Source organism: Streptomyces sp. NPDC005017 (assembly GCF_042873115.1).
Lineage (GTDB): Bacteria > Actinomycetota > Actinomycetes > Streptomycetales > Streptomycetaceae > Streptomyces.
The window spans coordinates 93,331-119,363 of sequence record NZ_JBIALD010000007.1; the positions used below are offsets into that span (position 1 = coordinate 93,331).

A 26,033-nucleotide genomic window follows, 5' to 3' on the forward strand; every position below is an offset into this window, starting at 1 on the left:
TCTGCCGTACCACACTCACCCCAAAAGGGGTGCGCTTTCCGGACATTGACCGACGAAGTGCCGGTCGACCGAGATGCGGTACAACGATCGGCCAGCCTACCGCGCGCGGTACGACAACAGGATCACGGGGAGCGATCCGGCAGCACTCCACACAGCAGGAACGCGACGCTCCGCTCCTTCTCCGTCCAGGCACGGGTGTCGAGCTCCACGGACTGGATGAGGGCGCACTCGACGTCGTACCCGTGCTCCGTCAGATCGCGGCCGATGCGTTCGGCGGCGTCGCGTGTGGCGGCGTCGGCGACGATGCGCGCGGGGCGGCGGTCGGCGACCGCCGAGACGACGGCCGCTCCCCCGCCGCCGACCCGGACGACGTCCGGTTCGGGCAGGTCCTCCAGCACGTGCGGGGCGGTGCCGCGGACGATCTGGAGCTGGACTCCGAAGCGGCGCGCGGCGGCGTCGGTGCGGGCGCAGGCGTCGATGTCGTGGTCGACGGCGAGGACGGCTGCGCCCGCGCGGGCGGCCTCGGCGGCGAACGCGCCCGAGCCGCAGCCGATGTCCCAGACGAGGTCGCCGGTGCGCGGGCCCAGCCGGGCCAGTTGTGCGGCGCGCAGCAGGTCGGACTCGCCCTCGCCGAGGGTGCCGGCGTAGGCGCCGGCGGGCTGGGTCCAGCCGCGCGGGCCGGCGGCGGGGTCGCGGCCGGCGAGCCAGCCGGTGTCCTCGGCGGCGGCTCCGGGGCCGGAGCGGCCGCCGATGACGATGACGATGTTGGGGTCGCGCCAGGTGTGGTCGGGCGCCTTGTCGGAGGTGAGGACGGTGACCTGTTCGCGTTCGGTGCCCAGTTCCTCGCAGATGACGAAGGTGCGGTGGACGCCGGCGAGGAGCAGGCCGAGCTCGGCGGGGCCGGCGCCGGGCGAGGTGAGGACCGCGACCTTGGTGTGGGCGCGGCATACGTTCACCGCGCGTCGCAGGGTGCGCCGGTGTGCGACGACCACTTGGGCGTCGTCCCAGGGCATGCCCGCGCGGGCGAAGGCGGCGGCGACCGAGGAGACCGCGGGGACGACCTCGATCTCCAGGCCGAACTCGGGCGAGCGCAGGGTGCGTACGACGCCGAAGAAGCCGGGGTCGCCGTCGGCCAGCACGACCGCGCTGCCCCGGTGGCCGGCGATCCGGCGGGCGGCGAGGGCGACGCTGCCGAGCCGGATGCGTTCGGCGGCGGGAGGCACCTCGGGGAGGGCCAGATGGTGTGCCGCGCCGGCCACCAGCGTGGCCGCGCCCAGGGCGGCGCGTGCCGCCGCGGTCAGCGGCGAGCCGTCCCAGCCGATCACCGTGACCCGGTCGGCCATCGTCGTCAGTCTCCTGGGGTCTTCGCAGGTCGTCGCGGGTCGTCGTCGGGGGTGGCCCGCGGCGGGGCGGACCTGGTGAGCCTACCTGCTCGTGCTGTGCGGCCGGGGCTGTCGCATGCGGCCGCGGGCGGTCAGTTCCAGTCGGCGTACGCGGTGAAGCCCGCGGTGTCGGCGAGCTGCTCGGCGGCGCCTTCCAGGTCCTCGGGGAGCAGGCTCCAGACGATGAAGTCCGTGCGGACGTCGGTCCAGGTGCCGTCGTCGGCGCGGACGTGGACTATGCAGGCGTTGCGCAGCACGCCCTCGCTGATGCAGCCGATCTTCTGGGCCACCTGCTGGGAGGCGGTGTTGGCGGCGGCGGTGCGGATCTCGATGCGCTCGAACTTCTGGTCGCCGAACAGCCATTGGGCGGTGGCGAGGGCGGCCTCGGAGGCGTAGCCCTCGCCGCGGGCCCAGGGGGCGACGATGTACGACAGCTCGGTGGACCGGATGTGCCAGTCGGTCCTGCCGAGCTGGATGACGCCGACCAGGCGCTGGGTGAGGAACTCCGTGACGGCGAGGTCGAGTCCGCGGCCGGCCGCGCGCTCGGCGTGGGCGTACTCGGTGATCCAGGTGCGGGCGCCGTCCTCGCCGAAGGGCTGCGGTACGTCGGTCCAGGCCGCGATCTGTTCGTCGTTCATCATCTCGGCGAGGGCGGGGACGTCGTCCTCGTCGAGGGGACGCAGCACCAACCGCTCCGTGCTGATGGAGATGTTGGGGAAGGTGCTCGTCATGCGCCGCTCCGTAGCCTCGGGACGTCTTCGCAACCGTGAGGTCCGCTGAACTGCCCAGCATGCAGCATGAAAGCACCGAACCGCACCCGGGGGCCCCTCCGTTCGCGCACGCGTTCGCGCAGAGGGGACACCGGGTGCGGTGAACGCCCGCTGAAAGGGCGTCAGTGGGTTCAGAAGGAGGCGATGACCGAGCCGGCGTACTCGTCCTCGATGAACTTCTTGACCTCGGGCGAGGTCAGCAGCTCGGCGAGCTTCTTGACGCGCGGGTCGTTCTCGTTGCCCTCCTTGACGGCGAGGAAGTTGCCGTAGGGGTTGTCCTTGGCGGACTCCAGGACGAGGGCGTCCTGGGCGGGCTTGAGGTCGGCCTCGATGGCGTAGTTGCCGTTGACGACGGCCGCGTCCACGTCCTTGAGGGAGCGCGGGGTCTGGGCCGCCTCCAGCTCCTTGAACTTGAAGTTCCTGGGGTTCTCGGTGATGTCGGCGGGGGTGGCCTCGTTGCCCACGCCGTCCTTGAGGGTGATCAGGCCGTTGTCGGCGAGCAGCTTCAGGGCGCGCGCCTCGTTCACGGTGTCGTTGGGGACGGCGATGGTGGCACCGCTCTTGAGGGCGTCGGCGCTCTTGACCTTCTCGGAGTACAGGCCGAGCGGCTCCAGGTGGACCGTGACGACGGGCGCGACGTGGGTGCCGTTCTTCTTGTTGAAGTCGTCGAGGTACGGCTGGTTCTGGAAGTAGTTGGCGCCGACGGAGCCGTCCTCGGTGGCCGTGTTCGGGGTGACGTAGTCGGTGAACTCCCTGACCTCGAGGTCGAGGCCCGCCTTCTCCGCCAGGTTGTCCTTGACGAAGTCGAGGATCTCGGCGTGCGGGGTCGGGCTGGCGGCGACGATCAGCGGACCGTCGGCGTCGGCACCGGAGCCGGAGTTGTCGGAGCCGCAGGCGGAGAGTCCGAGGGTGAGGGCTCCGGCGGCGAGGACGGCGGTGGTGATCTTGGCGGTGTTACGCACGAAAAGTGCCTTTCCTTATGGGTGGTGCGACCCCGTCGTGGGTGGGACGGGGAGTCTGTGGGGCGGGGCGGGGCGGGGCGGGGCGGGCGCGGGGGCTCGTCTACGCGGCCCTGCCGACGTCGGCCGTGGCCGGCTCCTTCGCCTTGAGCAGGCGGAGCTTCGGCCCGGGCCCGGAGCGGGCGCCGCGGCGGTGCAGGGAGCGGGCGGCGTAGTCGCCGGCGAACTGGATGAGGGAGATGGCGACCGCGAGGATCGCCACGGTGGTCCACATCAGGCCGGTCTCGAAGCGCTGGTAGCCGTAGCGGACGGCGAGGTCGCCGAGGCCGCCGCCGCCGACCGTGCCGGCCATGGCGGAGTAGCCGATGAGGGCGATGACCGTCGTGGTGGTGCTGGCGATCAGCGAGGGCAGGGACTCGGGGACGAGGACCTTGCGGACGATCGTCCAGGTGTTGCCGCCCATCGACTGCACGGCTTCCACGAGACCGCCGTCCACTTCCCGGACAGCCGTCTCGACGAGCCGCGCGAAGAACGGGATGCCGCCGATGGCGAGGGGCACGATCGCGGCCGCGCTGCCGATGGTGGTGCCGGTGATCCAGCGGGTGAAGTCCATCAGCGCGACCATCAGGATGATGAACGGCATCGAGCGGCCGACGTTCACGATCTGCCCGGTGACCTTGTTCACCACGGTGTTCTGGATCAGTCCGCCCTTGTCCGTGAGGACCAGCAGGATGCCGATGGGCAGACCCGCGAGGACGGCGATCAGGGTGGACCAGCCGACCATGACGAGTGTCTCGGTACAGGCCTGCTCCAGCAGCGGCTGCATCTCCGACCAGGTCACCGGGCACCGTCCTTCACCAGCAGGGGCGCGTCGCCCAGCGTGTCCAATACGTCGATCTGGAGGCCCTGTTCGCGCAGGAAGCCGATCGGCACCACGTTGTCCTCGTAGCGGCCGGGGAGTTCGATGCGCATCCGGCCGACCTGGAGGCCGCCGACCGTGTCGATGGCGGCGCCGAGGATGGAGATGTCGATGTTGTAGGTGCGGGCCAGCCGGGAGATGACCGGCTGGGTCGCGGCCTCGCCGTGGAAGGTGACGTCGACGACGGTGCGGTCCTCGCCGGTGGCCTCGCCGCCCACCGGGAAGAGGGCGGCGGCCAGTTCGGAGCCGGGGGTGGCGAGCAGTTCGCTGACGGTGCCGGACTCGACGATGCGGCCGTTCTCCATCAGGGCGGCCGAGTCGCAGATCGACTTGACCACGTCCATCTCGTGCGTGATGAGCAGGACGGTCAGGCCGAGCTGGCGGTTGAGGTCGCGCAGCAGTTGGAGGATGGAGCGGGTGGTCTCCGGGTCCAGCGCGCTGGTGGCCTCGTCGGAGAGCAGCACCTTGGGGTCGCCGGCCAGGGCGCGGGCGATGCCGACGCGCTGCTTCTGGCCGCCGGAGAGCTGGGCGGGGTAGGCCTTGGCCTTGTCGCCGAGTCCGACCAGGTCGAGCAGTTCGAGCGCCTTGCGGGAGCGGTCCCTGCCGGAGTGGCCGAGGATCTCCAGGGGCAGCTCGACGTTGTCCTGGACGGTGCGTGAGGACAGCAGGTTGAAGTGCTGGAACACCATGCCGATGCGGCTGCGCGCCTGCCGCAGTTCCCGGCCCGCGCGCGGGCCCCGGCCGGCGAGCGCGGTGAGGTCCCGCCCGGCCACGGTGACCGTGCCGGAGGTGGGGCGTTCGAGGAGGTTGACGCAGCGGATGAGCGAGGACTTTCCGGCGCCGGACTGGCCGATGACGCCGTACACCTCGCCTTCGCGGACGTGAAGATCGACGCCGTCGAGGGCGGTGACCTCGCGGCCGCGGGAGCGGTAGACCTTGGTCAGGCCCGTTGTGGTGATCACTGGGGTTTCCGTCACTGTCGAGTGCGCGGCGCGCTGGTGGGCACCGTGCACGTGGCATGCATGGTCGGGAACAGCCGGATCGCGGCACGGTTCTCGCTGGCGCGGTGGAACCGGGGGAGAAACTGTGCGCGGGGCGTGCTCGGTCCAGGCATCTCAGGTGCGTGGGACACGAGCGGGCGCTCGCTTCGGGGCGCGAGGCTCAGATGGTGCGGGGGCCCTCTAGAAGGCGCACATTCGGCACATGGGGCAACACATGTGCGCGTGGAGACACAGACGACGAGCACCGGGCGTCATGGTCGCCCCGGTCGCAGAGATGCGGTCGCTCGTCGTGGTCATGCGATCAGTAAACCAGACGGACGCTTCTGACCGGACACGGCCGTCCGCATAGTGGACAGCCGTGGACAGCCGTGGAAACGTTCTCAGTTGCGTACGGCGATCTCCACGCCGACGTCGGTGACCAGTACGGACAAGGCCGACAGGTCCCTCACGACGAGGTCCGCGGAGAGCTGTCCCGGCCGGTGGGTTGTGGCCAACGCCACGGTCCGCATTCCGGCCGCCCGGCCCGCGGCGAGCCCGGCCGGGGCGTCCTCGAAGACGACGCAGTCGGCGGGGTCGACGCCGAGGTGCCGTGCGGCGAGCAGATAGGGCTCCGGGTCGGGCTTGCCGCGGGTGACCTCGTCGGCGGTGATCAGGGTCTTGGGCCGGATACCGACGGCGTCCAGGCGGGCCTCGGCCAGGCGGCGGGTGGCGGAGGTGACGACGGCCCAGCGGTCGGCCGGGAGCGCGTCCAGGAAGGCCCGGGTGCCGGGCAGCAGTTCCACGCCGCCGGGCACGTCGTCGACCTCCAGCTGCTCGATCCTCGCGACGGCCCGGGGCACGACGTCCGCGGGCAGCAGGTCGGCGGCCGTCTCGGCGGCGGTACGGCCGTGCAGCGCGACCCGCGCCAGTTCCTCGGCGGTGATCCCGAACTCCGCCGCCCACCGGCCCCAGCAGCGGTCCACCGAGGCGAGGCTGGACACCAGGGTGCCGTCGTTGTCGAAGAGCAGGGCACGCGTGTGGATCAACATGGTCTAGACCCTATGCCGAGCTCGGCCGGAGCCCGCGTCCGGAGGTCAGGGCCCGGCTGCGGCGAGCCGTCCGCCGCGTAATAGGGTCGCCGCATGTCTGATGTCCTGACGCTGGTGACCGGCGTCGCCGCGCTGTTGCTCGCCGCCTGGTGCGGCTGGGCGGCCTACCGTGACCAGCCGACGAAGGACTGGCACTTCATCGGGATGGCCGTGGTGTCGGTGCTGGGACTGATCCAGCTGGTGATCGGCATCGTGCAGCTGGCGCGGGGCGAGAAGCCGGAGCAGGGCACGACGATCTTCGTGGCGTATCTGCTGGGCGCGTTCGCGTGCGTGCCCGTGACGGGGTTCATGTCGCTGGCGGAGCGCACCCGCTGGGGCTCGCTCACGGTCACCGCCGGCGGTGTCGTCCTCGCGGTGCTGGAAGTACGGCTCTACGACATCTGGGGAGGCTGAGATGACGACCGGCGAGGCCGAGGCGAACACCGGCCAGGACAAGCCCGCCCGGCTGATCGGCGGACCCGGCATGCTGCTGGTCTGGCTGTACGGCGTGATGGTGGTGGGCGCGGTGTCGCGCTCGGCCGTGCAGATCTCGACGGACTTCGACAGGGCGCCGCTGGCCTACTCGCTCTCGGCGGTGGCCGGGCTCGTCTACGGGTTCATCACGTACTCGCTGGTGCGGGGCGGGGAGAGGGCCCGCAGGGCGGCGTTCGTGTGCTGCGCGGCGGAGCTGCTGGGCGTGCTGACCGTCGGTACGTGGACCCTGGCCGACTCCTCGGCGTTCCCCGACGCGACCGTGTGGTCGGACTACGGCATGGGGTATCTGTTCATCCCCGTCCTGCTGCCGCTGTCCGCGATGTACTGGCTGCGCAGGGCGCGGTCGCAGCGGACCGCCTGAGCCGTCCCGGCGGCAGGGGGAGGAGCGGGGCGCGGCCCGTGGCACGGCCCCGCGCGCTCGACGGTGTCAGGCGGTGGCCGCGTAGTCGCCCGCGGCCTTCTCCAGGATGATCATCGGTACGCCGTCCGTCCCCTTGTCCGTGCCCACGGCGACGTAGCCCACGCGGCGGTACAGGCGCAGGCCCCCTTCGCTTCGGTGGGCGGCGCTGAGCCGGAAGCGGGTGGCGCCGCGCTGCGCGGCGAGGGCTGACTCGGCGGCGCGCAGCAGGCGGGCGCCGATGCCGTGGCCCTGGAGGCGGGGGTGGACGCAGAGCTTGCCGATGGCGGCGGAGCCGTCCCCGGCGACCCGGCCGCGCACCGAGCCGACCACTTCGTCGCCCAGCCGGGCCACGAACACGCAGTCGGCGGCGACCTCCTGACGCACGGAGTCCAGGCTCTGCACGAGCGGGTCGATGCGGTAGTTGCCGTACAGCGCGGCTTCGCTCTGGAAGCACAGGTACTGCAACCGGAAGATCTGCTCGACGTCCTGGTCGGTCGCCTCGGAGATGGTCACGCTCATGCCCATGTGTGCACGCCTCCCGCTCACCTGTTGCCTTTAGTCCTCACTCCTATCCCCGTGCTCCCCCGGCCGCAACCTCCCGGGTGAGCAAACGCCGCAGACATCCCAGGCATTTGGAACGTTCCGGGCCAAGACTTCCCTGTGAGATACCCAACTCGCCCGCGATCTCCCGGTAGGTGAGGTCTCCCGAGGACAGCAGCGCCGCGAGCAGCTGGGGGCAGCGGCCGGGGAGCCGGCCGACCGCCTCGCGCAGGGCCCGTCCCCGCGCGGCGCCGATGACCTGCTGCTCGGGGTCGCGGTCGGCCGGGTCGGCCGGCTCGGTACCGTACGGCAGCTCGAAGCGGGCCGTACGGCGGCTGCGGCGGGCCTCGGCGCGGACGGCGGCGCGCAGCCAGCGCTCGGGGTGGTGCGGCGGGGCGTCCGCGTCGAGGCGCTCCAGCAGGCGCAGCCAGACCGCCTGTTCCAGGTCGCCGGGCTCGGTGCCGGTGGCATGGGCCTCGGCCGAGGCCTCGGCGGCGAGCAGCGGGCGCAGGGCGGTGAGCATGTCGTGCGTCATATGCGGCACGACGCGGCCGTCCGGGCGGGCAGTTGCCCGGACGGCCGGTGGTTCACCTTCAGGAGGGGCGGCGTGCTCAGCCGTTGACGAAGGCCTCGCGGGCGAGCAGGCCGGTGTCGGGCTGGTCGGTGAAGACGCCGTCGATGCCGGTGGCGAAGTAGGTGCGGTAGGCGCCGAAGACATCGCCGTAGGCGTCGGCGTCGGTGCCCTTGCGGAAGTTCGCGGGCAGGAACGGGTTCTCGTTGCGCAGGGTCCAGGGGTGCAGGATCAGCCCGACCTTGTGCGCGTCGGACACCAGCGTGGTCGGCGTGGTGAGGTTGCCGCCCGCGTCCCTGGGGACGACCAGGTCCAGGGTCGGGCCGATGCCCTGGGCGTACGAGGCGATCTCCCGCAGGCCGGCCGGCTTGACCAGGTCGGCGACGGTGCGCGGGTCGCCGGTCTCGACGAAGTCCCAGGGGCGGGTGGCCGCGCCGGAGAGCAGGACGACGAGGTTGTTGTCGACCAGCCTGTTCAGCCGCTGGATGCCGGTCGGCTCGAAGGACTGGAGGATCACCGGCGAGTTGCGGCGGTCCTTGCGGTGCTTGTGCAGCACCTTGGCGACGCGCTCCTCCAGGCCGAGACCCAGCTTGCGGAAGTAGCTGGGGTGCTTGAGCTCGGGGTAGATCCAGACCTGCCTGCCCCGCCTGCGCGTCTGCTCGTCCTGCCAGAGCAGCACCTCTTCGAAGGTGGGTATCTCCCAGACGCCGTTGTAGAGGGTGTTGTGCGGGCGGTTGGCCGGGATGCGCTCGACGGCGCGCAGGGTCTTCAGCTCGGCGAGGGTGAAGTCCTCGGTGAACCAGCCGGTGACGGAGACGCCGTCCAGGATCTTGGTGACCTTGCGGTCGGCGAACTCGGGGTGGCTCGCGACGTCCGTGGTGCCGCCGATCTCCGGCTCGTGGCGGCAGACCAGGTGACCGTCCCTGGTGGGCACGAGGTCGCCGGCCTCGACGATGTCGGCGCCCAGGTCGAGCGCGAGCTGGTAGGCGCCGAGTGTGTGCTCGGGGCGGTAGCCGCTCGCGCCGCGATGGCCGATGATCGTCGGCTTCGGCAGGCTCCTGATCCCGCCGCCCTGCACGGACCCGCCCGGCGCTCCGGCGGCCCGCGCCGTGCCGGACAGGCCGAGGACACCCGCGCCGAGGACGGCCGCGCCCAGCAGGGCCCGCCGTCCGGTACCGGCCGGCTGCGGCTCGTTCGACTCGTGCGTTCCCATGGGCGGCCTCCTTGCCGTCGTTCCTGTCGCTTGTGTGCGCGCCGATGGTAGGGGCGTGGACATGACCGGAGGGATACTCCGGCTGGAACACATGGATGACGCTGAATGTCGTACCGGAGGACGAGAATGACGGGCCGTCGGCTTGGCCCCGCCGGGGCGGGGCACCCGGTGGTCACGGTCCCGCGCGATGTCCGTCACATCGTCGCCGCCGGGTTACGGGCGTCCTGCGCGACGCCGCCGCAGGTAAACAGCGGTCAATTTCGCGTAAGACGTGTGTGAACCCGATGTGCGCAACCCCCGTGGCCGCGAGTATCGTCCTCACCTGCACAGACTCATACAGAATTCACCGTCGTCCACCTCGACACCGGAGGACCCGTTGTCCCGCTTCGCCCTCATCAAGGCAGTGCTCGGTCCGATCATGCGCCTGATGTTCCGCCCCCGGGTGGAGGGAGTGGAGAACATCCCGGGCGAGGGTCCCGTCATCCTCGCGGGCAACCACGTGACCTTCATCGACTCGATGATCCTGCCGCTGGTCTGCGACCGGCAGGTGTTCTTCATCGGCAAGGACGAGTACGTCACCGGCAAGGGGCTCAAGGGCCGGCTCATGGCCTGGTTCTTCACCGGCGTCGGCATGATCCCCGTGGACCGCGACGGCGGCAAGGGCGGGGTGGCCGCGCTGATGACCGGGCGCCGGGTGCTGGAGGAGGGGCGGGTGTTCGGCATCTACCCCGAGGGGACGCGGTCGCCCGACGGGCGGCTGTACCGCGGCCGCACCGGTATCGCCCGCCTGACCCTGATGACCGGGGCGCCGGTCGTGCCCTTCGCGATGATCGGCACGGACAAGATCCAGCCGGGTGGGGCGGGGATGCCCCGGCCGAGCCGGGTCACCGTTCGGTTCGGTGAGGCGCTGGAGTTCTCCCGGTACGAGGGGATGGACCGGGACCGGTATGTGCTGCGGGCCGTGACGGACTCGGTGATGACCGAGGTCATGCGGTTGTCGGGGCAGGAGTATGTGGACATGTACGCGACCAAGGCGAAGGCCGCGTAGCGCTTCGCGGTGGGGCGGGGTTCGCTGCTGCCGGGGGGTGTGTGCGGGTCGTCTGTAGCTTGTCGCGCAGTTCCCCGCGCCCCTTGAGGAGGGGCGTTGTTCTAGTCGGTGGGTTCCAGGGTCTGGTTCTTGAGCATGAACCAGGCTGCTGCCGCGGCGGCCAGGAGGACTGTCGCGCCGGCCGCCGAGGCGAAGGCGAGGCCGTCGACGAAGCTCTCGCGGGCGGCGTCGAGGAGGGGCTCGGCCGTGGTGGCGGGGAGGTGCGTGGCGGACTCGACCGCGCCGCCCAGGGACTCGTGGGCCTCGGCAGGGGTGCCGGCCGGGGCCGGGAAGCCCTTGTAGATGCCCGTCACGATCGAGCCCAGCAGGGCGATGCCGAGGGCCGCGCCAAGTTCGTACGCCGTCTCCGAGACTGCGGACGCGGCGCCCGCCTGGTCCTTGGGTACGGACCCGAGGATCACGTCGGCCGTGACGGTGAACGAGAAGCCCGCGCCGACGCCGACGATCAGCAGGGCCGCGCCGAGGATCGGGTAGCCGGTGGACTGGTCGATGAACGCCAGGGCGCCCAGGGCCAGGCCGACCGCGGCGAGACCGCCGGAGACGACCGCGCGCACCGAGTGGCGACGGGCCACCTGGCCCGCGACCAGACCGGCCGCCACCGCGCCCACCGCGGCGGGGAGTTCCGCGAGACCGGCCTCGAAGGGGCGCCTGCCCTGCACTAGTTGCAGATACTGGGAGAGGAAGAACACCAGGCCGGACATACCGAGCACCGTCAGCAGGTCGGCCAGCACCGCGCCGCTGAAGCCACGCCGGGCGAACAGGCGCATGTCCAGCAGCGGGGTCGGCAGGGTGAGCTGCCGGCGTACGAAGCCGTACAGCGCGGCCGCGCCCAGGGCGCCCACGGCGAGCGCCTCCCAGCCGGGGCCGTGCGAAGCGGCCTCCTTGACCGCGTACACCACGGCGATCATGCCCACCAGGGACAGCAGCACGCTGGCCGGGTCCCAGGGGCCGGGCCGGGGGTTGCGCGACTCGGGCAGGGTCCTGATGCCGACGAGGACCAGGACGATCATGACCGGCAGGTTGATCAGGAAGACCGAGCCCCACCAGAAGTGCTCCAGCAGGAAGCCGCCCACGATCGGGCCGACGGCCGTACCGGCCGACGCCGTCGCGCCCCAGATACCGATGGCGAGGCTGCGCTCGCGCGGGTCGTGGAAGAGGTTGCGGATCAGCGCGAGCGTGGCCGGCATCAGGGTGGCACCGGCGACTCCGAGCAGCGCGCGGGCCGCGATCATCATCTCGGGGGTCGTCGCGTAGGCGTTGAGCACGGATATCGCGCCGAACGCCGTGGCGCCGACCAGCAGGACGCGCTTGCGGCCGACCCGGTCGCCGAGGCTGCCCATGGTGACGAGCAGACCGGCGATCACGAAGGAGTAGACGTCACCGATCCACAGCAGCTGGGTGCCGGAGGGGTTGAGATCCTCGCTGATGAAGGGAGTCGCGAGACCGAGGACCGTCGCGTCGACGGCCACCAGCAGCACGGCGAGCACGAGCACGGACAGCGCCAGCCAGCGGCCCGGGCGCTTCACCGCCTCGGTCGTGGACGCCGGCCGCAGGGTGCTGGTCATGATTCCTCTCTCCGTAGTGCACCGCCGAGCAGCAGCTCGACGATCATGAACTGGAAGTCGTTGCGGGCGACCTTGCCGTCCTGTACTGCCCAGGCACCGGCCGCGAACAGGCCGTAGAGCGCCTCGGTGAGCCAGGTCGGGCTGAGGTCGATGCGGAACTCCCCGCTGTCCTGGCCGCGGCGGAACAGTGCCGCGACGCGGGCGTCGAGCCTGGCCCAGCCCTCGTTCTGGCCCTCGCCCTCGAACAGCTGGTTCTCGCTGTAGAGGAACGACAGCAGTCCGGTCGCGGGCTCTATCTCGCGCGCCAGTCTGCGCAGCGCGTCGCTCGCGCTGCCCTCGTCCAGCCGGGCCGCGACCAGAGCGGCCTCGCACTCGGCGATCCCCTGGGACTCCAGGGCGCGTACGAGCGCGTCGCGGCCCGCGAAGTGCCGGTGCAGGGTCGCGCGGCTGATGCCGGCGGCCTTGGCGACCTCGTCCATGGTCGCGGTCGCTTTGCGGGTCAGCAGCGCGGCGGCGGTGCGCAGCACGAGGTCACGGTCGACAGCCATGAGACGAGCATAGCCCATGTGAGACGTTGATGTCTCATTGTGGGCGCGCGCGTCTCATGGCCGTCGGTGTTGTGGGTGTGGTGTGCGGGGGTGCCGTGTTTCGTGGTGTTTCAGTGCCAGGGCAGTCGGCTGCGCTGCTCCCAGTACGTGTGCGGGTCCTCGGCGAGCGCGGTCAGCCGGGCGAACTGCTCGTCGTCGAGGTCCACGACGGGGGCGTGCAGGTTGGAGGCGAGCTGGAGGGTGGTCGCCGCGCCGGAGAGGACCACGCCGGCCCAGGGCCGACGCAGCACCATGGCGAGGGCGACGGCGTCGCAGCCGAGGGAGTTCTCCGCGGCGACCGCCTTCAGCGCGGCCGGGGCGTGCGGGTCCGCGAGGCGGCCGTTGGCCATGCCCTCCTTGACGATCACGGTGAGTCCGGCGTCGTGCGCCTCTTCGAGGGCGGGGGCGGCGGAGGTCTCCAGGACGTTGTAGGTGGACTGGACCGTACGGAAGAGGGGTTCGCCGTCGACCGTGACGGCGAGCGCGGCGCGGATCGCGTCCGCCTGGGCCGGGCCGCTGGTGGAGAAGCCGACCGAGACGCCTCGTGCGGCCGCCTCCGCGAGTTCGGCGTGCAGGGTCTTGTCGGTGAGCGCCGGGCTGTCCGGGGTGACCGAGTGGATCTGGTACAGGTCGAGGTGGTCGCCGAGCAGGGCGTCGGTCTCGGCGCGCTGTCGTTCGTACGTGGCGAGGCTGTGGTCCTTGACCTCGTGGTGCTCGGCGTCCGTGGTCCAGTCCGCGGTGTAGGTGTAGCCCCATTTGCTGCCGATGACGATGTCGTCGGCGTTGGGGTGGGTGTTCAGCCAGTCGGCGAGGAACTCCTCCGAGCGGCCGTAGGAGCGGGCCGCGTCGAAGTAGCGGACGCCCTGGGCGTAGGCCGCGTCGAGGAGTTCGTGGGTGCGGGCCCTCAGGGCTTCGACCGTGCGGTCCTCCGGGAGGTCGGTGTCGCGGCCGAGGTTGATGTAGCCGGGTCGGCCTACCGCGGCCAGGCCCAGGCCTAGGTGGCAGGTGGGGGTGGTGGCCTGGGCGAGGCGGGCGAAGGGCATCGCGGGCTCCGTTCGTTTGGCTCTGCGGTTGGCTCGGGCTTGGCTCCGGCTTGGCTCGGGTGGGGCCTCGACCAACGTAACCCGCGATGTTCTGTTGTGACGGCGGCGGTTTCGCGGCCGCGAGGTGCTTGGGGGGTGGCTTGCGGGTGCCGGGTGGTGGGGGCGTTTGCGCAGTTCCCCGCGCCCCTTGGGGGTGGGGCTTTCGTGGGGCTGCGGCTGACCGCTGACCGTGGGATTGCGCAGTTCCCCGCGCCCCCTGGGGGTGGGGGCTTTCGTGGGGCTGCGGCTGACCGCTGACCGTCGTTTGCGCAGTTCCCCGCGCCCCTTAGGCGACCGCGTGCGTGGGTATTGCGCAGTTCCCCGCGCCCCTTGGGGGTGGGGCTTGGGTGGGGCTGTGGCTGACCCTTGACCGTGGGATTGCGCAGTTCCCCGCGCCCCTTTCAAAGCGTCGTTCCCCGCCCACCTTCAGGGCGTCGTTCCCCGCCCACCTTCAAGGCGTCGTTCCCCCGCGGCCCTTTCAGGGCGCGGGGGCGAGGGAGGAGGGGCGGGTCATGGGGTGGGGGTCTTGGCGGTGGACCAGGCGTGTTGGGTCTCGACGTCGGTTTTGAGTTCGGCGAGTTGGGTCGCCACCGCGGTGGGGGCCGTACCGCCGCGGCCGTTTCGGGAGGCGAGGGCGCCGGGGACGTTGAGGACCGTGCGGACCTCGGGGGTCAGATGGGCGCTGATCTTGGCGAACTGCTCGTCCGTCAGCTCGTCCAGTTCCTTGTTCTCGGCCTCGGCGGCCTTGACGCACTCACCCGCCACCTCGTGGGCCACCCGGAAGGGCACGCCCTGCTTGACCAGCCACTCGGCGATGTCGGTGGCCAGGGAGAAGCCGGCAGGGGCCAGTTCCTCCATGCGCTCGCGGTGCACGGTGAGGGTGGCCATCATGCCGGTGAAGGCGGGGAGGAGTACCTCGAGCTGGTCGATGGAGTCGAAGACCGGCTCCTTGTCCTCCTGGAGGTCGCGGTTGTAGGCGAGCGGGAGCGCCTTGAGCGTGGCCATCAGGCCCGTGAGGTTGCCGATGAGGCGGCCGGACTTGCCCCGGGCCAGCTCGGCGATGTCCGGGTTCTTCTTCTGCGGCATGATCGACGAGCCCGTCGAGAAGGCGTCATGCAGGGTCACGAAGGAGAACTCCTTCGTGTTCCAGATGATGACCTCCTCGGCGATCCGGGAGAGGTTCACCCCGATCATCGCGGTGATGAAGGCGAACTCGGCGACGAAGTCCCGCGAGGCCGTGCCGTCGATGGAGTTGCCGACGCTGCCGCGCTCGAAGCCGAGGTCCGCGGCGACCGCCTCCGGGTCCAGGCCGAGCGAGGAACCCGCGAGGGCGCCGGAGCCGTACGGCGAGACCGCCGTGCGCTCGTCCCACTGGCGCAGCCGCTCGGCGTCCCGGGACAGGGCCTGGACGTGGGCCAGGACATGGTGGGCGAACAGCACCGGCTGGGCGTGCTGGAGGTGGGTGCGGCCGGGCATCGCCACGTCCGGGTGCGCCTCGGCGAGACCGATCAGCGCGTCCTGGAGCTCGGCGATCAGGCCCGCGACGACGCGCGCGTGGTCGCGCAGGTACATCCGGAACAGCGTGGCGACCTGGTCGTTGCGGGAGCGGCCGGCGCGCAGCTTGCCGCCGAGGTCCGGGCCGAGCCGCTCCAGCAGGCCCCGCTCCAGGGCGGTGTGGACGTCCTCGTCGGCGATCGTCCCGGTGAACGAGCCGTCGGCGACGTCCGCCTCCAGCTGGTCCAGGCCCGCGATCATCCGGGTCAGCTCGTCCTCGGTGAGCAGGCCCGCCTTGTGCAGCACGCGCGCGTGGGCACGGGAACCGGCGATGTCGTAGGGGGCGAGCCGCCAGTCGAAGTGGACGGACGCGGACAGTTTCGCCAGGGCCTCGGCGGGACCGTCGGCGAAACGACCGCCCCAGAGCCGTACGTCACCGCTGCTGCTGCTCACTGCACTGCTCCTAGGATGTCGCCGTTGGTATGCATGAGTATGCAGACCTTTGCATGATTCGTCAAAGTCGGTGGTCGTGGCGGGGCGTTCCCGGCCGGTGGCGATATCCGAGGGACAGAGGTTCCGTGTCCCCGGAGAATCCTTGATCATGGGAAAGACCTACGAACGCATAGACGGCCGGCTCCGGACCTTCATCGAGGAGCAGCCGCTCTTCTTCACCGCGACCGCCCCGCTGGCGGCGGACGGCACCGTCAACCTCTCCCCCAAGGGTCTCAGGGGTTCCTTCGTCGTGCTCGACGAACTCACCGTGGCGTACCTGGACTTCGCCGGTTCCACCGCCGAGACGGTCGCGCATCTGCGGGAGAACGGACGGATCACGCTGATGTGGTGCGCCTTCCAGGGGCCGCCGAACATCGTGCGGGTGCACGGGCACGGCGAGGCCGTGCTGCGGGACGACCCCCGGTTCGGGGAGCTGCTGGCGCACTTCGACGGCATCGATCCGGCGCACCACGGGCTGCGGGCGATCGTCGTGGTCACCGCGGAGGTGATCCGGGACAGCTGCGGGTACGCGGTGCCGTTCATGTCCTACGAGCAGGACCGGGATCTGCACGGGCGGCGGTTCGAGCGGGAGGACGACGCCTCGCTGAGCGCGTACTTCGAGAAGAAGGAGCACATCGCCACGAGCCTCGACGGCCTCCCGGGGCTGCCCCTGCCGCTGCCGCCCATGCCGGGGTAGCCACAACCGGGTAGACACGTCCGGGTGGCCACGTCCCGCGGTGGTCGCTGAACGGCTCGGCGTTCCCTTGCGTATCTCAGGGCCCAGGGAAGACACAAGTCCCCGCTCCCGGAGGAACCGTGACCACGACCCTCGCAAGCGGTCGGGCCGCCAGGCGGCAGACCATGCGTCGGATTCGGCCCCGCCGCTCGCCCGCGGTGCCGTTGCTGTTCGGCCTGTGGGCGGGCGCGGCCGCCGTGCTCTGGCTGTGGTGGGACAACACGCCCGCCGTGGCCGACCGGGCCGGCTGGATCCTGAACGCGGGCCGGATCACCGGGCTGATCGCCGGTTATCTGATGGCGCTGGTGGTGCTCCAGATGGCCCGGGTGCCCGCTCTCGAGCGACGGGTCGGGTCCGACCGGGTCGCGCGCTGGCACGCCATGAGCGGGCGGTACACCCTCTGCCTCGTCATCGCCCATGTCGTGCTCACCATGTGGGGGTACGCCCTCCAGTCCGGCCGCGGCTTCGGCGACATCGTCGCGCAGACGGTGGAGTCGGTGACCGAGCTGCCCGACATGGGCAAGGCCGCCATCGGTACCGGTCTGCTGCTGCTCATCGGACTGGTCTCGGTCGGCGGGGTGCGGCGCAGACTGCCGTACGACGCCTGGTACCACGTGCATCTGCTGACGTACGCGGCGGTGTTCCTGACGTTCTGGCACCAGATCGCCACCGGCAACGACTTCGCCGTGCAGCCGATCGCGAAGACCGTCTGGACCGGGCTGTACGCCGGGGTCACCGCGCTGATGATCTGGTACCGGGTGCTGACGCCGGTCCGGCTGAACCTGCGGCACCGGATGCGGGTCGAGGCGGTGATCGAGGAGACGCCGGGCATCGTGTCCGTGCTGATCAGCGGGCGCAAGCTGCACCGGATGGGCGCGGAGGCGGGCCAGTTCTTCCGCTGGCGGTTCCTCGCGCCGGGCATGCGGTTCAGCTCCCACCCGTACTCGCTGTCGGCGGCGCCCCGGCCCGGTCTGCTGCGGATCACCGTCAAGGCGATCGGCGACCACAGCTCCCGGCTGCGCGACCTCACCCCGGGCACCCGGGTCTGGGCCGAGGGGCCGTACGGGGCGCTGACCGCCCAGCGGCGCAGCCGCGGCAAGGTGCTGCTGGTCGCGGGCGGGGTGGGCATCACGCCGATGCGGGCTCTGTTCGAGACGCTGCCCGGCGCCGCCGGGGACATCACCCTGCTCTACCGGGCCAACAGCACCCAGGACCTGGCGCTGTGGAGCGAGCTGGCGGCGATCGCCGACGAGCGCGGGGCGCGGCTGATGTACGCGGTGAACAGCCCGGACGGGGAACGGCCGGACATCTCCGCGGAGACCCTCCAGCGCAAGATCCCCGACGTCGAGCGCCACGACGTGTTCATGTGCGGGCCGACCGGGTTCGCGCGGTCGGTGTACCAGGCACTGCGGGACGCGGGTGTCCCGGCCCGGCGGATCCACCACGAGTCCTTCGAGATGTGACCCCGTCCGGGGCGCGCCAGGAGTTTCGATGAAGAAGAACCACCCCGTCCGCCGTTTCGTGCTGGCCACCGCCGCGACCGTGTCCGGGATCGTGCTGCTGCTGGCGCTGAAGCCGGGGACGGACCCGGCCAGCGCGGCGGCCCAGGTCCCGGCCCCGCCGCCCGTCGCCCAGGGCGGCGCGACGGGCGGTGCGGCGGGCGGCGGCGCGGGCGGCGCCCAGGCCCCCGCCGGCACCACGGTCACCGGCACGGCCGCCCGCACCCAGTACGGGCCCGTCCAGGTCCGGGTCACCGTCGTCGGCGGGAAGATCACGCAGGCCGCCGCGGTGCAGGCGCCCAGCGGCGGCCGCAGCTCGGAGATCACCGGCAACGCCGTGCCGCGCCTCAACCAGGCGGCGGTGGCGGCGCAGAACGCTCAGATCGACACTGTCTCGGGAGCGACGTACACCAGCGAGGGCTACCGGCAGTCCCTCCAGTCGGCTCTCGACCAGGTCTCCGGTGCCTGAGGGCGACCGGTCACCGACTCCCGCCGCGGCACGTCGGACGGAAGAGGTCATGGGGACGGTCTTCTCCTTCGACGTCCGCGGCGGGGACCCCGACGCGGTCCGGGCGGCCCTGGCCGACGCCGTGGCCGAACTGCACCGGGCCGACGAGGTGTTCAGCACCTATCGCGAGGACAGTCAGCTCTCCCGGCTGGCCCGGGGCGAGGTGTCCCTGGCCGGGTGCGCCCCGGAGGTCGCCGAGGTGCTCGAGCTGGGCGCGCGGGCCGAGCGGGTCAGCAACGGCTGGTTCAGCACGTCCTACGCGGGCCGGCTGGACCCGACCGGCATCGTCAAGGGCTGGGCGACGGAACGGGCCGCACGGCGGCTGACGGCCGCCGGGGCGACCGGCGTCAGCGTCAACGGCGGCGGGGACGTGCAGCTGCTGGGCGCTCCCGGTGCCGAACGCCCTTGGCGGGTGGGGGTGTCGGACCCGCTGCGGCCCGGCGGCCTGGCGGCGGTGATCTCGGCCGGTACGGCCCCCGAACTGGCGGTCGCCACCTCCGGCACCACCGAACGCGGCACCCACATCACGGACCCGAGCACGGGCCGCTCCGCGGTGACCGACCTGCTGGCGGTGACCGTGGTGGCGCCGTCTCTGACCTGGGCCGACTGCTGGGCCACAGCGGCTTTCGCGATGGGCTCACGCGAGGGCCTGACCTGGCTGGAATCCCTCCCCGACGCGGAAGGCCTCCTCATCACGGCGGGCGACGAGGTCCGCTGCACCCAGGGCCTCGCGGCCTGGCTGGGCTGATCCGAGCGCCCTGAAGGGGCGCGGGGCTCTGTTCGATGTGCGGCCACCGCCGCGCGGGCGCGCCCCGCTACGACCGGCCCGCACGCGCAACCCGACCGCATGCCTCCCCCGTGAACGGCCGCGCCCCCTCAGTGACCGTTCTGGGCCAGCCTCAGCAGATGGTCGGCCAGCGCCTGCCCACCCGTGGGGTTCCGGCTGATCAGCATCAGCGTGTCGTCCCCGGCGATCGTCCCGAGGATGTCGTGCAGCTCGGCCTGGTCGATCGCCGAGGCCAGGAACTGCGCGGCCCCCGGAGGCGTCCGCAGGACCACGAGGTTCGCGGACGCCTCCGCGGAGATCAGCAGTTCCTGGGAGAGCCGCCGCATCCGCTCCTCCTTGGCCGACTCCCCCAGCGGGGCCCGCGGGGTGCGGAACCCGCCCTCGCTCGGCACGGCGTAGATCAGCTCGCCGTCGGTGTTGCGGATCTTCACCGCGTTCAGTTCGTCCAGGTCACGGGAGAGCGTGGCCTGCGTGACGGTCAGCCCGTCGTCCGCGAGGAGCTTGGCCAGCTGGCTCTGGGACCGCACGGGCTGCCGGTTGAGGATGTCCACGATCCGCCGGTGGCGTGCGGTGCGGGTCTGCGGCACGGCCGGCCCGGAGGTCGCTTCGTGGTCCTGCGCGTGACTCATCGTCGTCTCATTCCCCGGCTCGTCCGTCCCCGATCGTGTCAAGAATGCCGGGCAGTGCCTGAAGCAGCGCTTCCACTTCCTCGTCGCCGATGGTCAGCGGCGGCATGAGCCGTACGACATCGGGAGCGGGCGCGTTCACCAGGAAACCGGCGTCCTGAGCCGCCTGCTGCGCCTGGGGCGCGAGTGGCTCGGTGAGCACGATACCCAGGAGCAGGCCGGCGCCCCGGACATGGGAGACCAGCGGATGGCCGAGGGCCTCGATTCCGGCGCGCAGGGTCTCGCTCTGCCGCTTGACGGCGGCCAGCAGCCCCTCGCTCGCGATGGTGTCGAGGACGGCGAGGCCCGCGGCGCAGGCGACCGGGTTGCCGCCGAAGGTGGTGCCGTGGTGGCCCGGCCGGAGCAGCTCCGCGGCGCGGCCGAAGGCGACGGTGGCGCCGAGCGGGAGGCCGCCGCCGAGCTGCTTGGCGAGGGTGACCACGTCGGGCAGGACGCCGTCGTGGGCCTGGTACTCGAACCAGTGGCCGGTGCGGCCGATGCCGGTCTGCACCTCGTCCAGGACGAGCAGCGCACCGGTGGCGGCGGTGATGGCGCGGGCGGCCTTGAGGTAGCCGGGGGGCGGGACGACGACGCCGTTCTCGCCCTGGACCGGCTCGATGATCACCAGTGCGGTGTCCTCGGTGACGGCCGCGGCCAGGGCCTGGGCGTCGCCGTAGGGGACGTGGGTGACCTCGCCGGGCAGCGGCAGGAAGGGGTCCTGCTTGGCGGGCTGGCCGGTGAGGGCCAGGGCGCCCATGGTGCGGCCGTGGAAGCCGCCCTGGGTGGCGACCATGTGGGTGCGCCCGGTGAGCCGGCCGATCTTGAACGCGGCTTCGTTGGCCTCGGCGCCGGAGTTGCAGAAGAAGACCTTGCCGTCCCGGCCGAACAGGGTCAGGAGCCGCTCGGCGAGGGCGACGGTCGGCTCGGCCATGAAGAAGTTGGAGATGTGGCCGAGGGAGGCGATCTGGCGGCCGACGGCCTCGACGACGGCCGGGTGGGCGTGGCCGAGGGCGTTGGTGGCGATGCCGCCGACGAAGTCGAGGTACTCCCGGCCGTCGGCGTCCCAGACCTTCAGGCCCTCACCGCGCACGAGGGGCAGGCGCGGGGTGCCGTAGTTGTTCATCAGGGCACCCTGCCACCGCGCGGTCAGTTCCTGGTTGCTCATGACTCCCCCTGATCGGCTCCGTCGGGCACGACCATCGTGCCGATGCCTTCGTCCGTGAAGATCTCCAGCAGGATCGAGTGCTGGACCCGGCCGTCGATGACGCGGGCGGTGCGCACGCCGTTGCGCACGGCGTGCAGACAGCCCTCCATCTTCGGGACCATGCCGGCGGACAGGTCGGGCAACAGCTTCTCCAGCTGGGAGGCGGTCAGGCGGCTGATCACCTCGTCGCTGTTCGGCCAGTCCTCGTAGAGGCCCTCGACGTCGGTGAGGACCATGAGGGTCTCGGCGCCCAGGGCCGCGGCGAGGGCGGCGGCCGCGGTGTCGGCGTTGACGTTGTAGACGTGTCCGTCGTCCTGGCTGCGGGCGATGGAGGACACGACCGGGATACGGCCGTCCGCGAGGAGGGCCTCGATCGCGCCGCTGTCGATGGCGGTGATCTCGCCGACCCGCCCGATGTCGACGCTCTCGCCGTCGATCCGGGGCAGGTGCTTGGTGGCGGTGATGGTGTGGGCGTCCTCGCCGGTCAGGCCGACGGCGAGCGGGCCGTGCTGGTTGAGCAGGCCGACGAGTTCGCGCTGCACCTGCCCGGCGAGCACCATGCGGACGACGTCCATCGCGTCCTCGGTGGTGACGCGCAGGCCGGCCTTGAACTCGCTGACGATGCCGTGCCGGTCGAGGGCGGCGCTGATCTGGGGGCCGCCGCCGTGCACCACGACGGGCCTCAGGCCGGCGTGCCGCAGGAAGACGACGTCCTGGGCGAAGGCGGCCTTCAGTTCCTCGTTCACCATGGCGTTGCCGCCGAACTTGATGACGACGGTCCGGCCGTGGTGACGGGTCAGCCAGGGCAGCGCCTCGATGAGGATCTGCGCCTTCGGCAGCGCGGTGTGCTTACGGGTGCTCATGACGAGTAGGCGCTGTTCTCGTGGACGTACTCGGCGGTCAGGTCGTTGGTCCAGATCGTGGCGGTCTCGGAGCCCGCGGCGAGGTCGGCGACGATGTGCACCTCGCGGTAGCGCATGTCGACCTTCTCGCGGTCCTCGCCGACGCCGCCGTTCTTGCAGACCCAGACGCCGTTGATGGCGACGCCCAGCCGGTCCGGTTCGAAGGCGGCCCCCGTGGTGCCGATCGCGGAGAGCACCCGGCCCCAGTTGGGGTCCTCGCCGTGGATGGCGCACTTGAGGAGGTTGTTGCGGGCGATGGAGCGGCCCACCTCCACGGCGTCGTCCTCGGTCGCGGCGTTGATCACCTCGACCCTGATGTCCTTGCTGGCGCCCTCGGCGTCCCGGATCAGCTGCTGGCCCAGGTCGTCGCAGACCTGGCGGACGGCCGCGGCGAACTCGTCCTCGGCCGGGGTGACGCCGGCGGCGCCGGAGGCGAGCAGCAGCACGGTGTCGTTGGTGGACATGCAGCCGTCGGAGTCGACGCGGTCGAAGGTGACCTTGGTGGCGCCGCGCAGGGTCCGGTCCAGGACGGCGCTGTCGACGTCGGCGTCGGTGGTGACGACGACCAGCATGGTGGCGAGGCCGGGGGCGAGCATGCCCGCTCCCTTGGCCATGCCGCCCACGGTCCAGCCGTCCTTGGTGACGACGGACGTCTTGTGGACGGTGTCGGTGGTCTTGATGGCGATGGCGGCCTTCTCGCCGCCGTGTTCCGAGAGCTGGGCGGCGGCGGTCTCGACGCCGGGCAGCAGCCTGTCCATCGGGAGCAGCACACCGATCAGGCCGGTCGAGCAGACGGCGACCTCGCCGGCGCCGACGCCGAGGACGTCGGCCACCTTCTCGGCGGTGGCGTGGGTGTCCTGGAAGCCCTTGGGGCCGGTGCAGGCGTTGGCCCCGCCGGAGTTGAGGACGACGGCGGCGAGCTCACCGGAGTTGAGGACCTGCTGCGACCACAGGACGGGCGCGGCCTTGACGCGGTTGGAGGTGAAGACGCCCGCGGCGGCGCGGCGCGGACCGGTGTTGACCACGAGGGCCAGGTCCGGGTTGCCGTTCTGCTTGATGCCTGCGGCGATGCCGGAGGCCGTGAAGCCCTTGGCGGCGGTGACACTCACTGGGTCTCCTCGTTCGCTTCTCCGCCCGTGCGGCGCAGCGGTGCGGCTTTCGTCGTTGTCTGCGGACCGGCGGCTGCACGCACGTCGCTCACGGTGCGACTCCGATCGTGGAAAGCCCGGTGGTCTGGTCGAGACCGAGGGCGATGTTCATGCTCTGGACGGCACCGCCCGCAGTGCCCTTGGTCAGGTTGTCGATGGCGCTGACCGCGATGACGCGGCCGGCCGCCTCGTCGTACGCCACCTGCACCTGCACGGCGTTGGAGCCGTACACGGAGGCGGTGGCGGGCCACTGCCCCTCGGGAAGGAGGTGGACGAAGGGCTCGTCCGCGAAGGCCTTCTCGTAGGCGGTGCGGACGGCTTCCGCGGTGACCGCGTCCCGGGCCTTCGCGCTGCACGTGGCGAGGATGCCGCGGGGCATCGGGGCGAGGGTCGGGGTGAAGGAGACGCTCACCCTGTCCCCGGCGACCCCGCTGAGGTTCTGGATCATCTCGGGGGTGTGCCGGTGGCCGCCGCCGACGCCGTACGGGGTCATGGAGCCCATGACCTCGCTGCCCAGCAGATGCGGCTTGGGGGCCTTGCCGGCGCCGGAGGTGCCGGAGGCGGCGACGATCACGGCCTCGTGCTCGACGAGTCCGGCGGCGTACGCCGGGAACAGGGCGAGGGAGACCGCGGTGGGGTAGCAACCGGGTACCGCGATGCGCTTGGACCCCTCCAGCGCGGCGCGGGCACCCGGAAGTTCGGGAAGGCCGTAGGGCCAGGTGCCGGCGTGCGGGGAGCCGTAGAAGCTCTCCCAGTCGGCGGCGTCCTTCAGCCGGAAGTCGGCGCCCATGTCGACGACCAGGACGTCCGGTCCGAGCTGTTCGGCGACAGCGGCGGACTGGCCGTGCGGCAGGGCGAGGAACACGACGTCGTGCCCGGCGAGCACCTCGGGGGTGGTCTGCTGGAGCACCCGGCCGGCCAGGGGCGGCAGGTGGGGCTGGAGCGCCCCGAGCCGCTGTCCGGCGTTGGAGTTGGCGGTCAGGGCACCGATCTCGACCTCGGGGTGCCCCAGGAGCAGGCGCAGCACCTCCCCGCCCGCGTACCCGCTCGCTCCGGCCACTGCCGCTCGCACCGTCATGGAACCCTCCTCCTGGATGGCATGACTATACGTATCGTTGCACGTTTATGCAATCACGGACCGGGGGCCGGTCCGGTGCTGCCCAACCCTGGGGGCCGCCGCCCAGGAGCGGCTGCCCGCTGGCCAGACTTCCCGGTCGGGGCCGTCGGATACGCGGGAAGGTGACAGAGTCCGGCGGGAAGTTGCCACGCACCCCTGGGCGGAGCCCCGGTGACGCGAACGGCAGGACGGGGGGCGGAGGACTGCCTGACGGCGTACGGGACGGAGAGCGAAGGACGATGGGCGAGTTCTGGCCGGTGCCGGATGTGTTCGCCTACCTGGCGGGGAGCTGGCGGGTGGCACGGGCGGTCCGGGATCTCACGGACGGCACCGAGGGCACGTTCACCGGGACCACCGCGTTCACGCCCCTGGACGGCGGGGGTCTGCTGCACCACGAGTCGGGCACCTTCACCTGGCGCGGCACGGCGCGGCCCGCCGTGCGCACCCTGCGGTTCCTGCCGGGGCCGCGGCCGGGGACGGCGGACGTGCGGTTCGCCGACGGACGGGCGTTCCACGACCTCGACCTGACCACGGGGCGGCACACCGTCGGCCACCCGTGCGCGGCCGACCTCTACCGCGGCGAGTTCACGGTCGCCGGCCCGGACCGCTGGCGCACGGTGTGGCGGGTCGGCGGCCCGGCCAAGGACCTGCTGCTGACGACCGACTACGAGGCGCGGGCGTAGGACCCGTCGAAGCGCAGGTTCCAGCGGCCGTGGTGGCCCGCCAGGGTGGTGATGGACAGCGGCCGCACATCGAGGTTCCAGTAGGTCGCGGGCGGCGCCTTCAGGGCGTAGACCAGCGCGGCCCGGATGACGGAGGGCTCGGCGACGGCGACGATCCGGCAGCCGTCCTCGGGCGGCCGGGTGTCCAGCCAGCCGCCGACCCGGGAGATGAACCCGATCAGCGACTCGCCGCCGTGCGGCATCGAGCGCGGGTCGGCGAGCCAGGCGTCGACCGCGCCGGGCTCGCGCGCCATCGCCTCGCCGAGGGTGAGCCCGCGCCAGCGGCCCATGTCGCAGTCGCGCAGGGCGAGCTGCACGAGCGGCGCGTAGCCCAGGGCGTCGCCGGTCGCGCGGCAGCGCGCGGTGGGCGAGCAGTAGCGCAGATCGGCGTGCGCCAGCGGGTACAGCCCGAAGGCCTCGTGCTGGATCTCGTCCCAGCCCGCCTGGTCCAGCGGCCGTTCGTCCTGGAAGCGCTCCGCGAGCAGCGGGGAGCTGCGCGCGGCCGCGACGAAAGTGACCCGAAGTGCCATGCGGGGATGGTGAGCCGAGAAACCGGGCAGGTCAAGAGCTGTTACCTCTGGGTCACCCAGAGTGGCCCCGGATTCACTGGCCGAAAACGTGCGCCATGAACCGGTCGGGCCGCTCCAGCGGCGCGAAACCCGCCCTGGCGTACACGTCGTGCGCGTCGTGGGTGGCCAGCAGGACGCGCCGCAGCCCGAGGGGGCGCAGTTCGCCGCGTACCGCCGCCGCCAGGGCGGTGCCGATGCCCTTGCCGCGCGCCGAGGGGTCCACGTACACGTCGCACAGCCAGGCGAAGGTGGCCCCGTCGGTCACCACCCGCGCGTACGCCACCTGCTCGCCCGAGGCGCTGTCGTAGACCCCGAGGTTGAGCGAGGCGGCGATGGCCCGGTCCTGCTTCTCTCGCGGCCGGCCGAGCGCCCAGTACGCGTCGGTGGACAGCCAGTGGTGCACGCGTGCCGCGTCGATGCGCCCGGGGTCGGTGGAGATCTCGTAGCCGTCGGGCAGCGCGAAGGTGTCTGTCATGGCGGGAGGCTTACAGGCCTTCGCCGGCCGGGGCCAGGGGTTTTCGCCCGGTGCGC

28 protein-coding genes are annotated in these 26,033 nt (G+C 71.8%); 8 read left to right on the top strand and 20 right to left on the bottom strand.

Annotated features, from left to right (window positions below):
- Positions 1-122 precede the first annotated feature (122 nt).
- From cbiE to ACFYR0_RS12895, 6 genes are all read right to left on the bottom strand, one after another.
- A complete protein-coding gene (cbiE, locus tag ACFYR0_RS12870) occupies positions 123-1,343 on the bottom strand; it encodes a precorrin-6y C5,15-methyltransferase (decarboxylating) subunit CbiE (RefSeq protein ID WP_389325687.1) in 1,221 nt (406 codons plus the stop codon).
- A gap of 131 nt (positions 1,344-1,474) precedes the next feature.
- Positions 1,475-2,113, bottom strand: coding sequence for a GNAT family N-acetyltransferase (locus ACFYR0_RS12875; protein ID WP_389325690.1), 639 nt, complete (start codon positions 2,111-2,113; stop codon positions 1,475-1,477).
- Positions 2,114-2,283: 170 nt separating this feature from the next.
- Positions 2,284-3,114: a MetQ/NlpA family ABC transporter substrate-binding protein gene (locus ACFYR0_RS12880; protein WP_389325693.1), complete on the bottom strand. Its 831-nt coding sequence runs from the start codon at positions 3,112-3,114 to the stop codon at positions 2,284-2,286.
- A gap of 100 nt (positions 3,115-3,214) precedes the next feature.
- Positions 3,215-3,952: a methionine ABC transporter permease gene (locus ACFYR0_RS12885; protein ID WP_389325696.1), complete on the bottom strand. Its 738-nt coding sequence runs from the start codon at positions 3,950-3,952 to the stop codon at positions 3,215-3,217.
- On the bottom strand, positions 3,949-4,992 hold the full coding sequence (locus ACFYR0_RS12890; RefSeq protein WP_389325699.1) for a methionine ABC transporter ATP-binding protein: 1,044 nt from the start codon (positions 4,990-4,992) through the stop codon (positions 3,949-3,951). The genes ACFYR0_RS12885 and ACFYR0_RS12890 overlap by 4 nt, the downstream gene beginning before the upstream one ends.
- Positions 4,993-5,411: 419 nt before the next feature.
- Positions 5,412-6,059: an HAD family hydrolase gene (locus ACFYR0_RS12895; protein WP_389325702.1), complete on the bottom strand. Its 648-nt coding sequence runs from the start codon at positions 6,057-6,059 to the stop codon at positions 5,412-5,414.
- 93 nt (positions 6,060-6,152) lie between these two features.
- On the opposite strand from ACFYR0_RS12895, the gene ACFYR0_RS12900 reads away from it, so the two are divergent.
- Complete coding sequence (locus ACFYR0_RS12900; protein ID WP_386377169.1) at positions 6,153-6,512, top strand: hypothetical protein; 360 nt, start codon at positions 6,153-6,155, stop codon at positions 6,510-6,512.
- 1 nt (position 6,513) lies between these two features.
- On the top strand, positions 6,514-6,954 hold the full coding sequence (locus ACFYR0_RS12905) for a hypothetical protein (RefSeq protein WP_389325705.1): 441 nt from the start codon (positions 6,514-6,516) through the stop codon (positions 6,952-6,954).
- A 66-nt stretch (positions 6,955-7,020) separates the two neighbouring features.
- On the opposite strand, the gene ACFYR0_RS12910 is transcribed toward ACFYR0_RS12905, so the two are convergent.
- From ACFYR0_RS12910 to ACFYR0_RS12920, 3 genes are all read right to left on the bottom strand, one after another.
- Positions 7,021-7,518 (bottom strand): GNAT family N-acetyltransferase, encoded by a 498-nt coding sequence (locus tag ACFYR0_RS12910; RefSeq protein ID WP_389325708.1) that lies wholly within the window; start codon positions 7,516-7,518, stop codon positions 7,021-7,023.
- 43 nt (positions 7,519-7,561) lie between these two features.
- Positions 7,562-8,068: an RNA polymerase sigma factor gene (locus tag ACFYR0_RS12915; protein WP_389325711.1), complete on the bottom strand. Its 507-nt coding sequence runs from the start codon at positions 8,066-8,068 to the stop codon at positions 7,562-7,564.
- A gap of 76 nt (positions 8,069-8,144) precedes the next feature.
- Positions 8,145-9,317, bottom strand: a complete 1,173-nt coding sequence (locus ACFYR0_RS12920) for a glycerophosphodiester phosphodiesterase (protein WP_389325714.1) — start codon at positions 9,315-9,317, stop codon at positions 8,145-8,147.
- A gap of 376 nt (positions 9,318-9,693) precedes the next feature.
- On the opposite strand from ACFYR0_RS12920, the gene ACFYR0_RS12925 reads away from it, so the two are divergent.
- Positions 9,694-10,365: a lysophospholipid acyltransferase family protein gene (locus tag ACFYR0_RS12925; RefSeq protein ID WP_386377164.1), complete on the top strand. Its 672-nt coding sequence runs from the start codon at positions 9,694-9,696 to the stop codon at positions 10,363-10,365.
- Positions 10,366-10,466: 101 nt separating this feature from the next.
- On the opposite strand, the gene ACFYR0_RS12930 is transcribed toward ACFYR0_RS12925, so the two are convergent.
- The 4 genes from ACFYR0_RS12930 to argH all read right to left on the bottom strand — a co-directional run bounded on the left by ACFYR0_RS12930 (position 10,467) and on the right by argH (position 15,606).
- Positions 10,467-11,990, bottom strand: coding sequence for an MFS transporter (locus ACFYR0_RS12930; RefSeq protein ID WP_389325718.1), 1,524 nt, complete (start codon positions 11,988-11,990; stop codon positions 10,467-10,469).
- Positions 11,987-12,538 carry a TetR/AcrR family transcriptional regulator gene (locus tag ACFYR0_RS12935; protein WP_389325721.1) on the bottom strand — a complete coding sequence of 184 codons (552 nt, stop codon included), beginning with the start codon at positions 12,536-12,538 and terminating at the stop codon, positions 11,987-11,989. The genes ACFYR0_RS12930 and ACFYR0_RS12935 overlap by 4 nt, the downstream gene beginning before the upstream one ends.
- 110 nt (positions 12,539-12,648) lie before the next feature.
- On the bottom strand, positions 12,649-13,620 hold the full coding sequence (locus ACFYR0_RS12940) for an aldo/keto reductase (RefSeq protein ID WP_389325724.1): 972 nt from the start codon (positions 13,618-13,620) through the stop codon (positions 12,649-12,651).
- Positions 13,621-14,169: 549 nt separating this feature from the next.
- A complete protein-coding gene (argH, locus tag ACFYR0_RS12945; RefSeq protein WP_389325727.1) occupies positions 14,170-15,606 on the bottom strand; it encodes an argininosuccinate lyase in 1,437 nt (478 codons plus the stop codon).
- Between the two features lie 148 nt (positions 15,607-15,754).
- Between argH and ACFYR0_RS12950 the strand changes: the two genes are divergently transcribed.
- The 4 genes from ACFYR0_RS12950 to ACFYR0_RS12965 all read left to right on the top strand — a co-directional run bounded on the left by ACFYR0_RS12950 (position 15,755) and on the right by ACFYR0_RS12965 (position 19,136).
- The gene (locus ACFYR0_RS12950; RefSeq protein WP_389325730.1) at positions 15,755-16,342 is read left to right on the top strand and encodes a pyridoxamine 5'-phosphate oxidase family protein; all 588 of its coding nucleotides are present in this window, start codon (positions 15,755-15,757) and stop codon (positions 16,340-16,342) included.
- Between the two features lie 119 nt (positions 16,343-16,461).
- Entirely contained in the window at positions 16,462-17,844 is a 1,383-nt protein-coding gene (locus ACFYR0_RS12955) for a ferric reductase-like transmembrane domain-containing protein (RefSeq protein WP_386377157.1), read from the top strand.
- 28 nt (positions 17,845-17,872) lie between these two features.
- Positions 17,873-18,349 carry an FMN-binding protein gene (locus tag ACFYR0_RS12960; RefSeq protein WP_389325734.1) on the top strand — a complete coding sequence of 159 codons (477 nt, stop codon included), beginning with the start codon at positions 17,873-17,875 and terminating at the stop codon, positions 18,347-18,349.
- 49 nt (positions 18,350-18,398) lie between these two features.
- Positions 18,399-19,136 (top strand): FAD:protein FMN transferase, encoded by a 738-nt coding sequence (locus ACFYR0_RS12965; RefSeq protein ID WP_389325737.1) that lies wholly within the window; start codon positions 18,399-18,401, stop codon positions 19,134-19,136.
- Positions 19,137-19,264: 128 nt separating this feature from the next.
- On the opposite strand, the gene ACFYR0_RS12970 is transcribed toward ACFYR0_RS12965, so the two are convergent.
- The 5 genes from ACFYR0_RS12970 to argC all read right to left on the bottom strand — a co-directional run bounded on the left by ACFYR0_RS12970 (position 19,265) and on the right by argC (position 24,172).
- The gene (locus tag ACFYR0_RS12970) at positions 19,265-19,804 is read right to left on the bottom strand and encodes an arginine repressor (RefSeq protein ID WP_389325739.1); all 540 of its coding nucleotides are present in this window, start codon (positions 19,802-19,804) and stop codon (positions 19,265-19,267) included.
- Between the two features lie 7 nt (positions 19,805-19,811).
- The gene (locus tag ACFYR0_RS12975; protein WP_389325742.1) at positions 19,812-21,005 is read right to left on the bottom strand and encodes an acetylornithine transaminase; all 1,194 of its coding nucleotides are present in this window, start codon (positions 21,003-21,005) and stop codon (positions 19,812-19,814) included.
- Positions 21,002-21,907 carry an acetylglutamate kinase gene (gene argB / locus ACFYR0_RS12980; RefSeq protein WP_386377150.1) on the bottom strand — a complete coding sequence of 302 codons (906 nt, stop codon included), beginning with the start codon at positions 21,905-21,907 and terminating at the stop codon, positions 21,002-21,004. Before argB ends, ACFYR0_RS12975 begins: the two co-directional genes overlap by 4 nt.
- Entirely contained in the window at positions 21,904-23,055 is a 1,152-nt protein-coding gene (gene argJ / locus ACFYR0_RS12985; RefSeq protein WP_389325745.1) for a bifunctional glutamate N-acetyltransferase/amino-acid acetyltransferase ArgJ, read from the bottom strand. The genes argB and argJ overlap by 4 nt, the downstream gene beginning before the upstream one ends.
- An 88-nt stretch (positions 23,056-23,143) precedes the next feature.
- Positions 23,144-24,172, bottom strand: coding sequence for an N-acetyl-gamma-glutamyl-phosphate reductase (argC, locus tag ACFYR0_RS12990; protein ID WP_389325748.1), 1,029 nt, complete (start codon positions 24,170-24,172; stop codon positions 23,144-23,146).
- Between the two features lie 278 nt (positions 24,173-24,450).
- On the opposite strand from argC, the gene ACFYR0_RS12995 reads away from it, so the two are divergent.
- Entirely contained in the window at positions 24,451-24,894 is a 444-nt protein-coding gene (locus ACFYR0_RS12995; protein ID WP_389325751.1) for a DUF6314 family protein, read from the top strand.
- Here the strand turns inward: ACFYR0_RS12995 and ACFYR0_RS13000 are convergent.
- Together ACFYR0_RS13000 and ACFYR0_RS13005 are read right to left on the bottom strand one after the other, a co-directional pair.
- Positions 24,876-25,463, bottom strand: a complete 588-nt coding sequence (locus tag ACFYR0_RS13000; protein ID WP_386377146.1) for a histidine phosphatase family protein — start codon at positions 25,461-25,463, stop codon at positions 24,876-24,878. The two genes, ACFYR0_RS12995 and ACFYR0_RS13000, sit on opposite strands and share 19 nt — an antisense overlap.
- A 73-nt stretch (positions 25,464-25,536) precedes the next feature.
- A complete protein-coding gene (locus ACFYR0_RS13005) occupies positions 25,537-25,977 on the bottom strand; it encodes a GNAT family N-acetyltransferase (protein WP_389325755.1) in 441 nt (146 codons plus the stop codon).
- Positions 25,978-26,033: the final 56 nt, after the last annotated feature.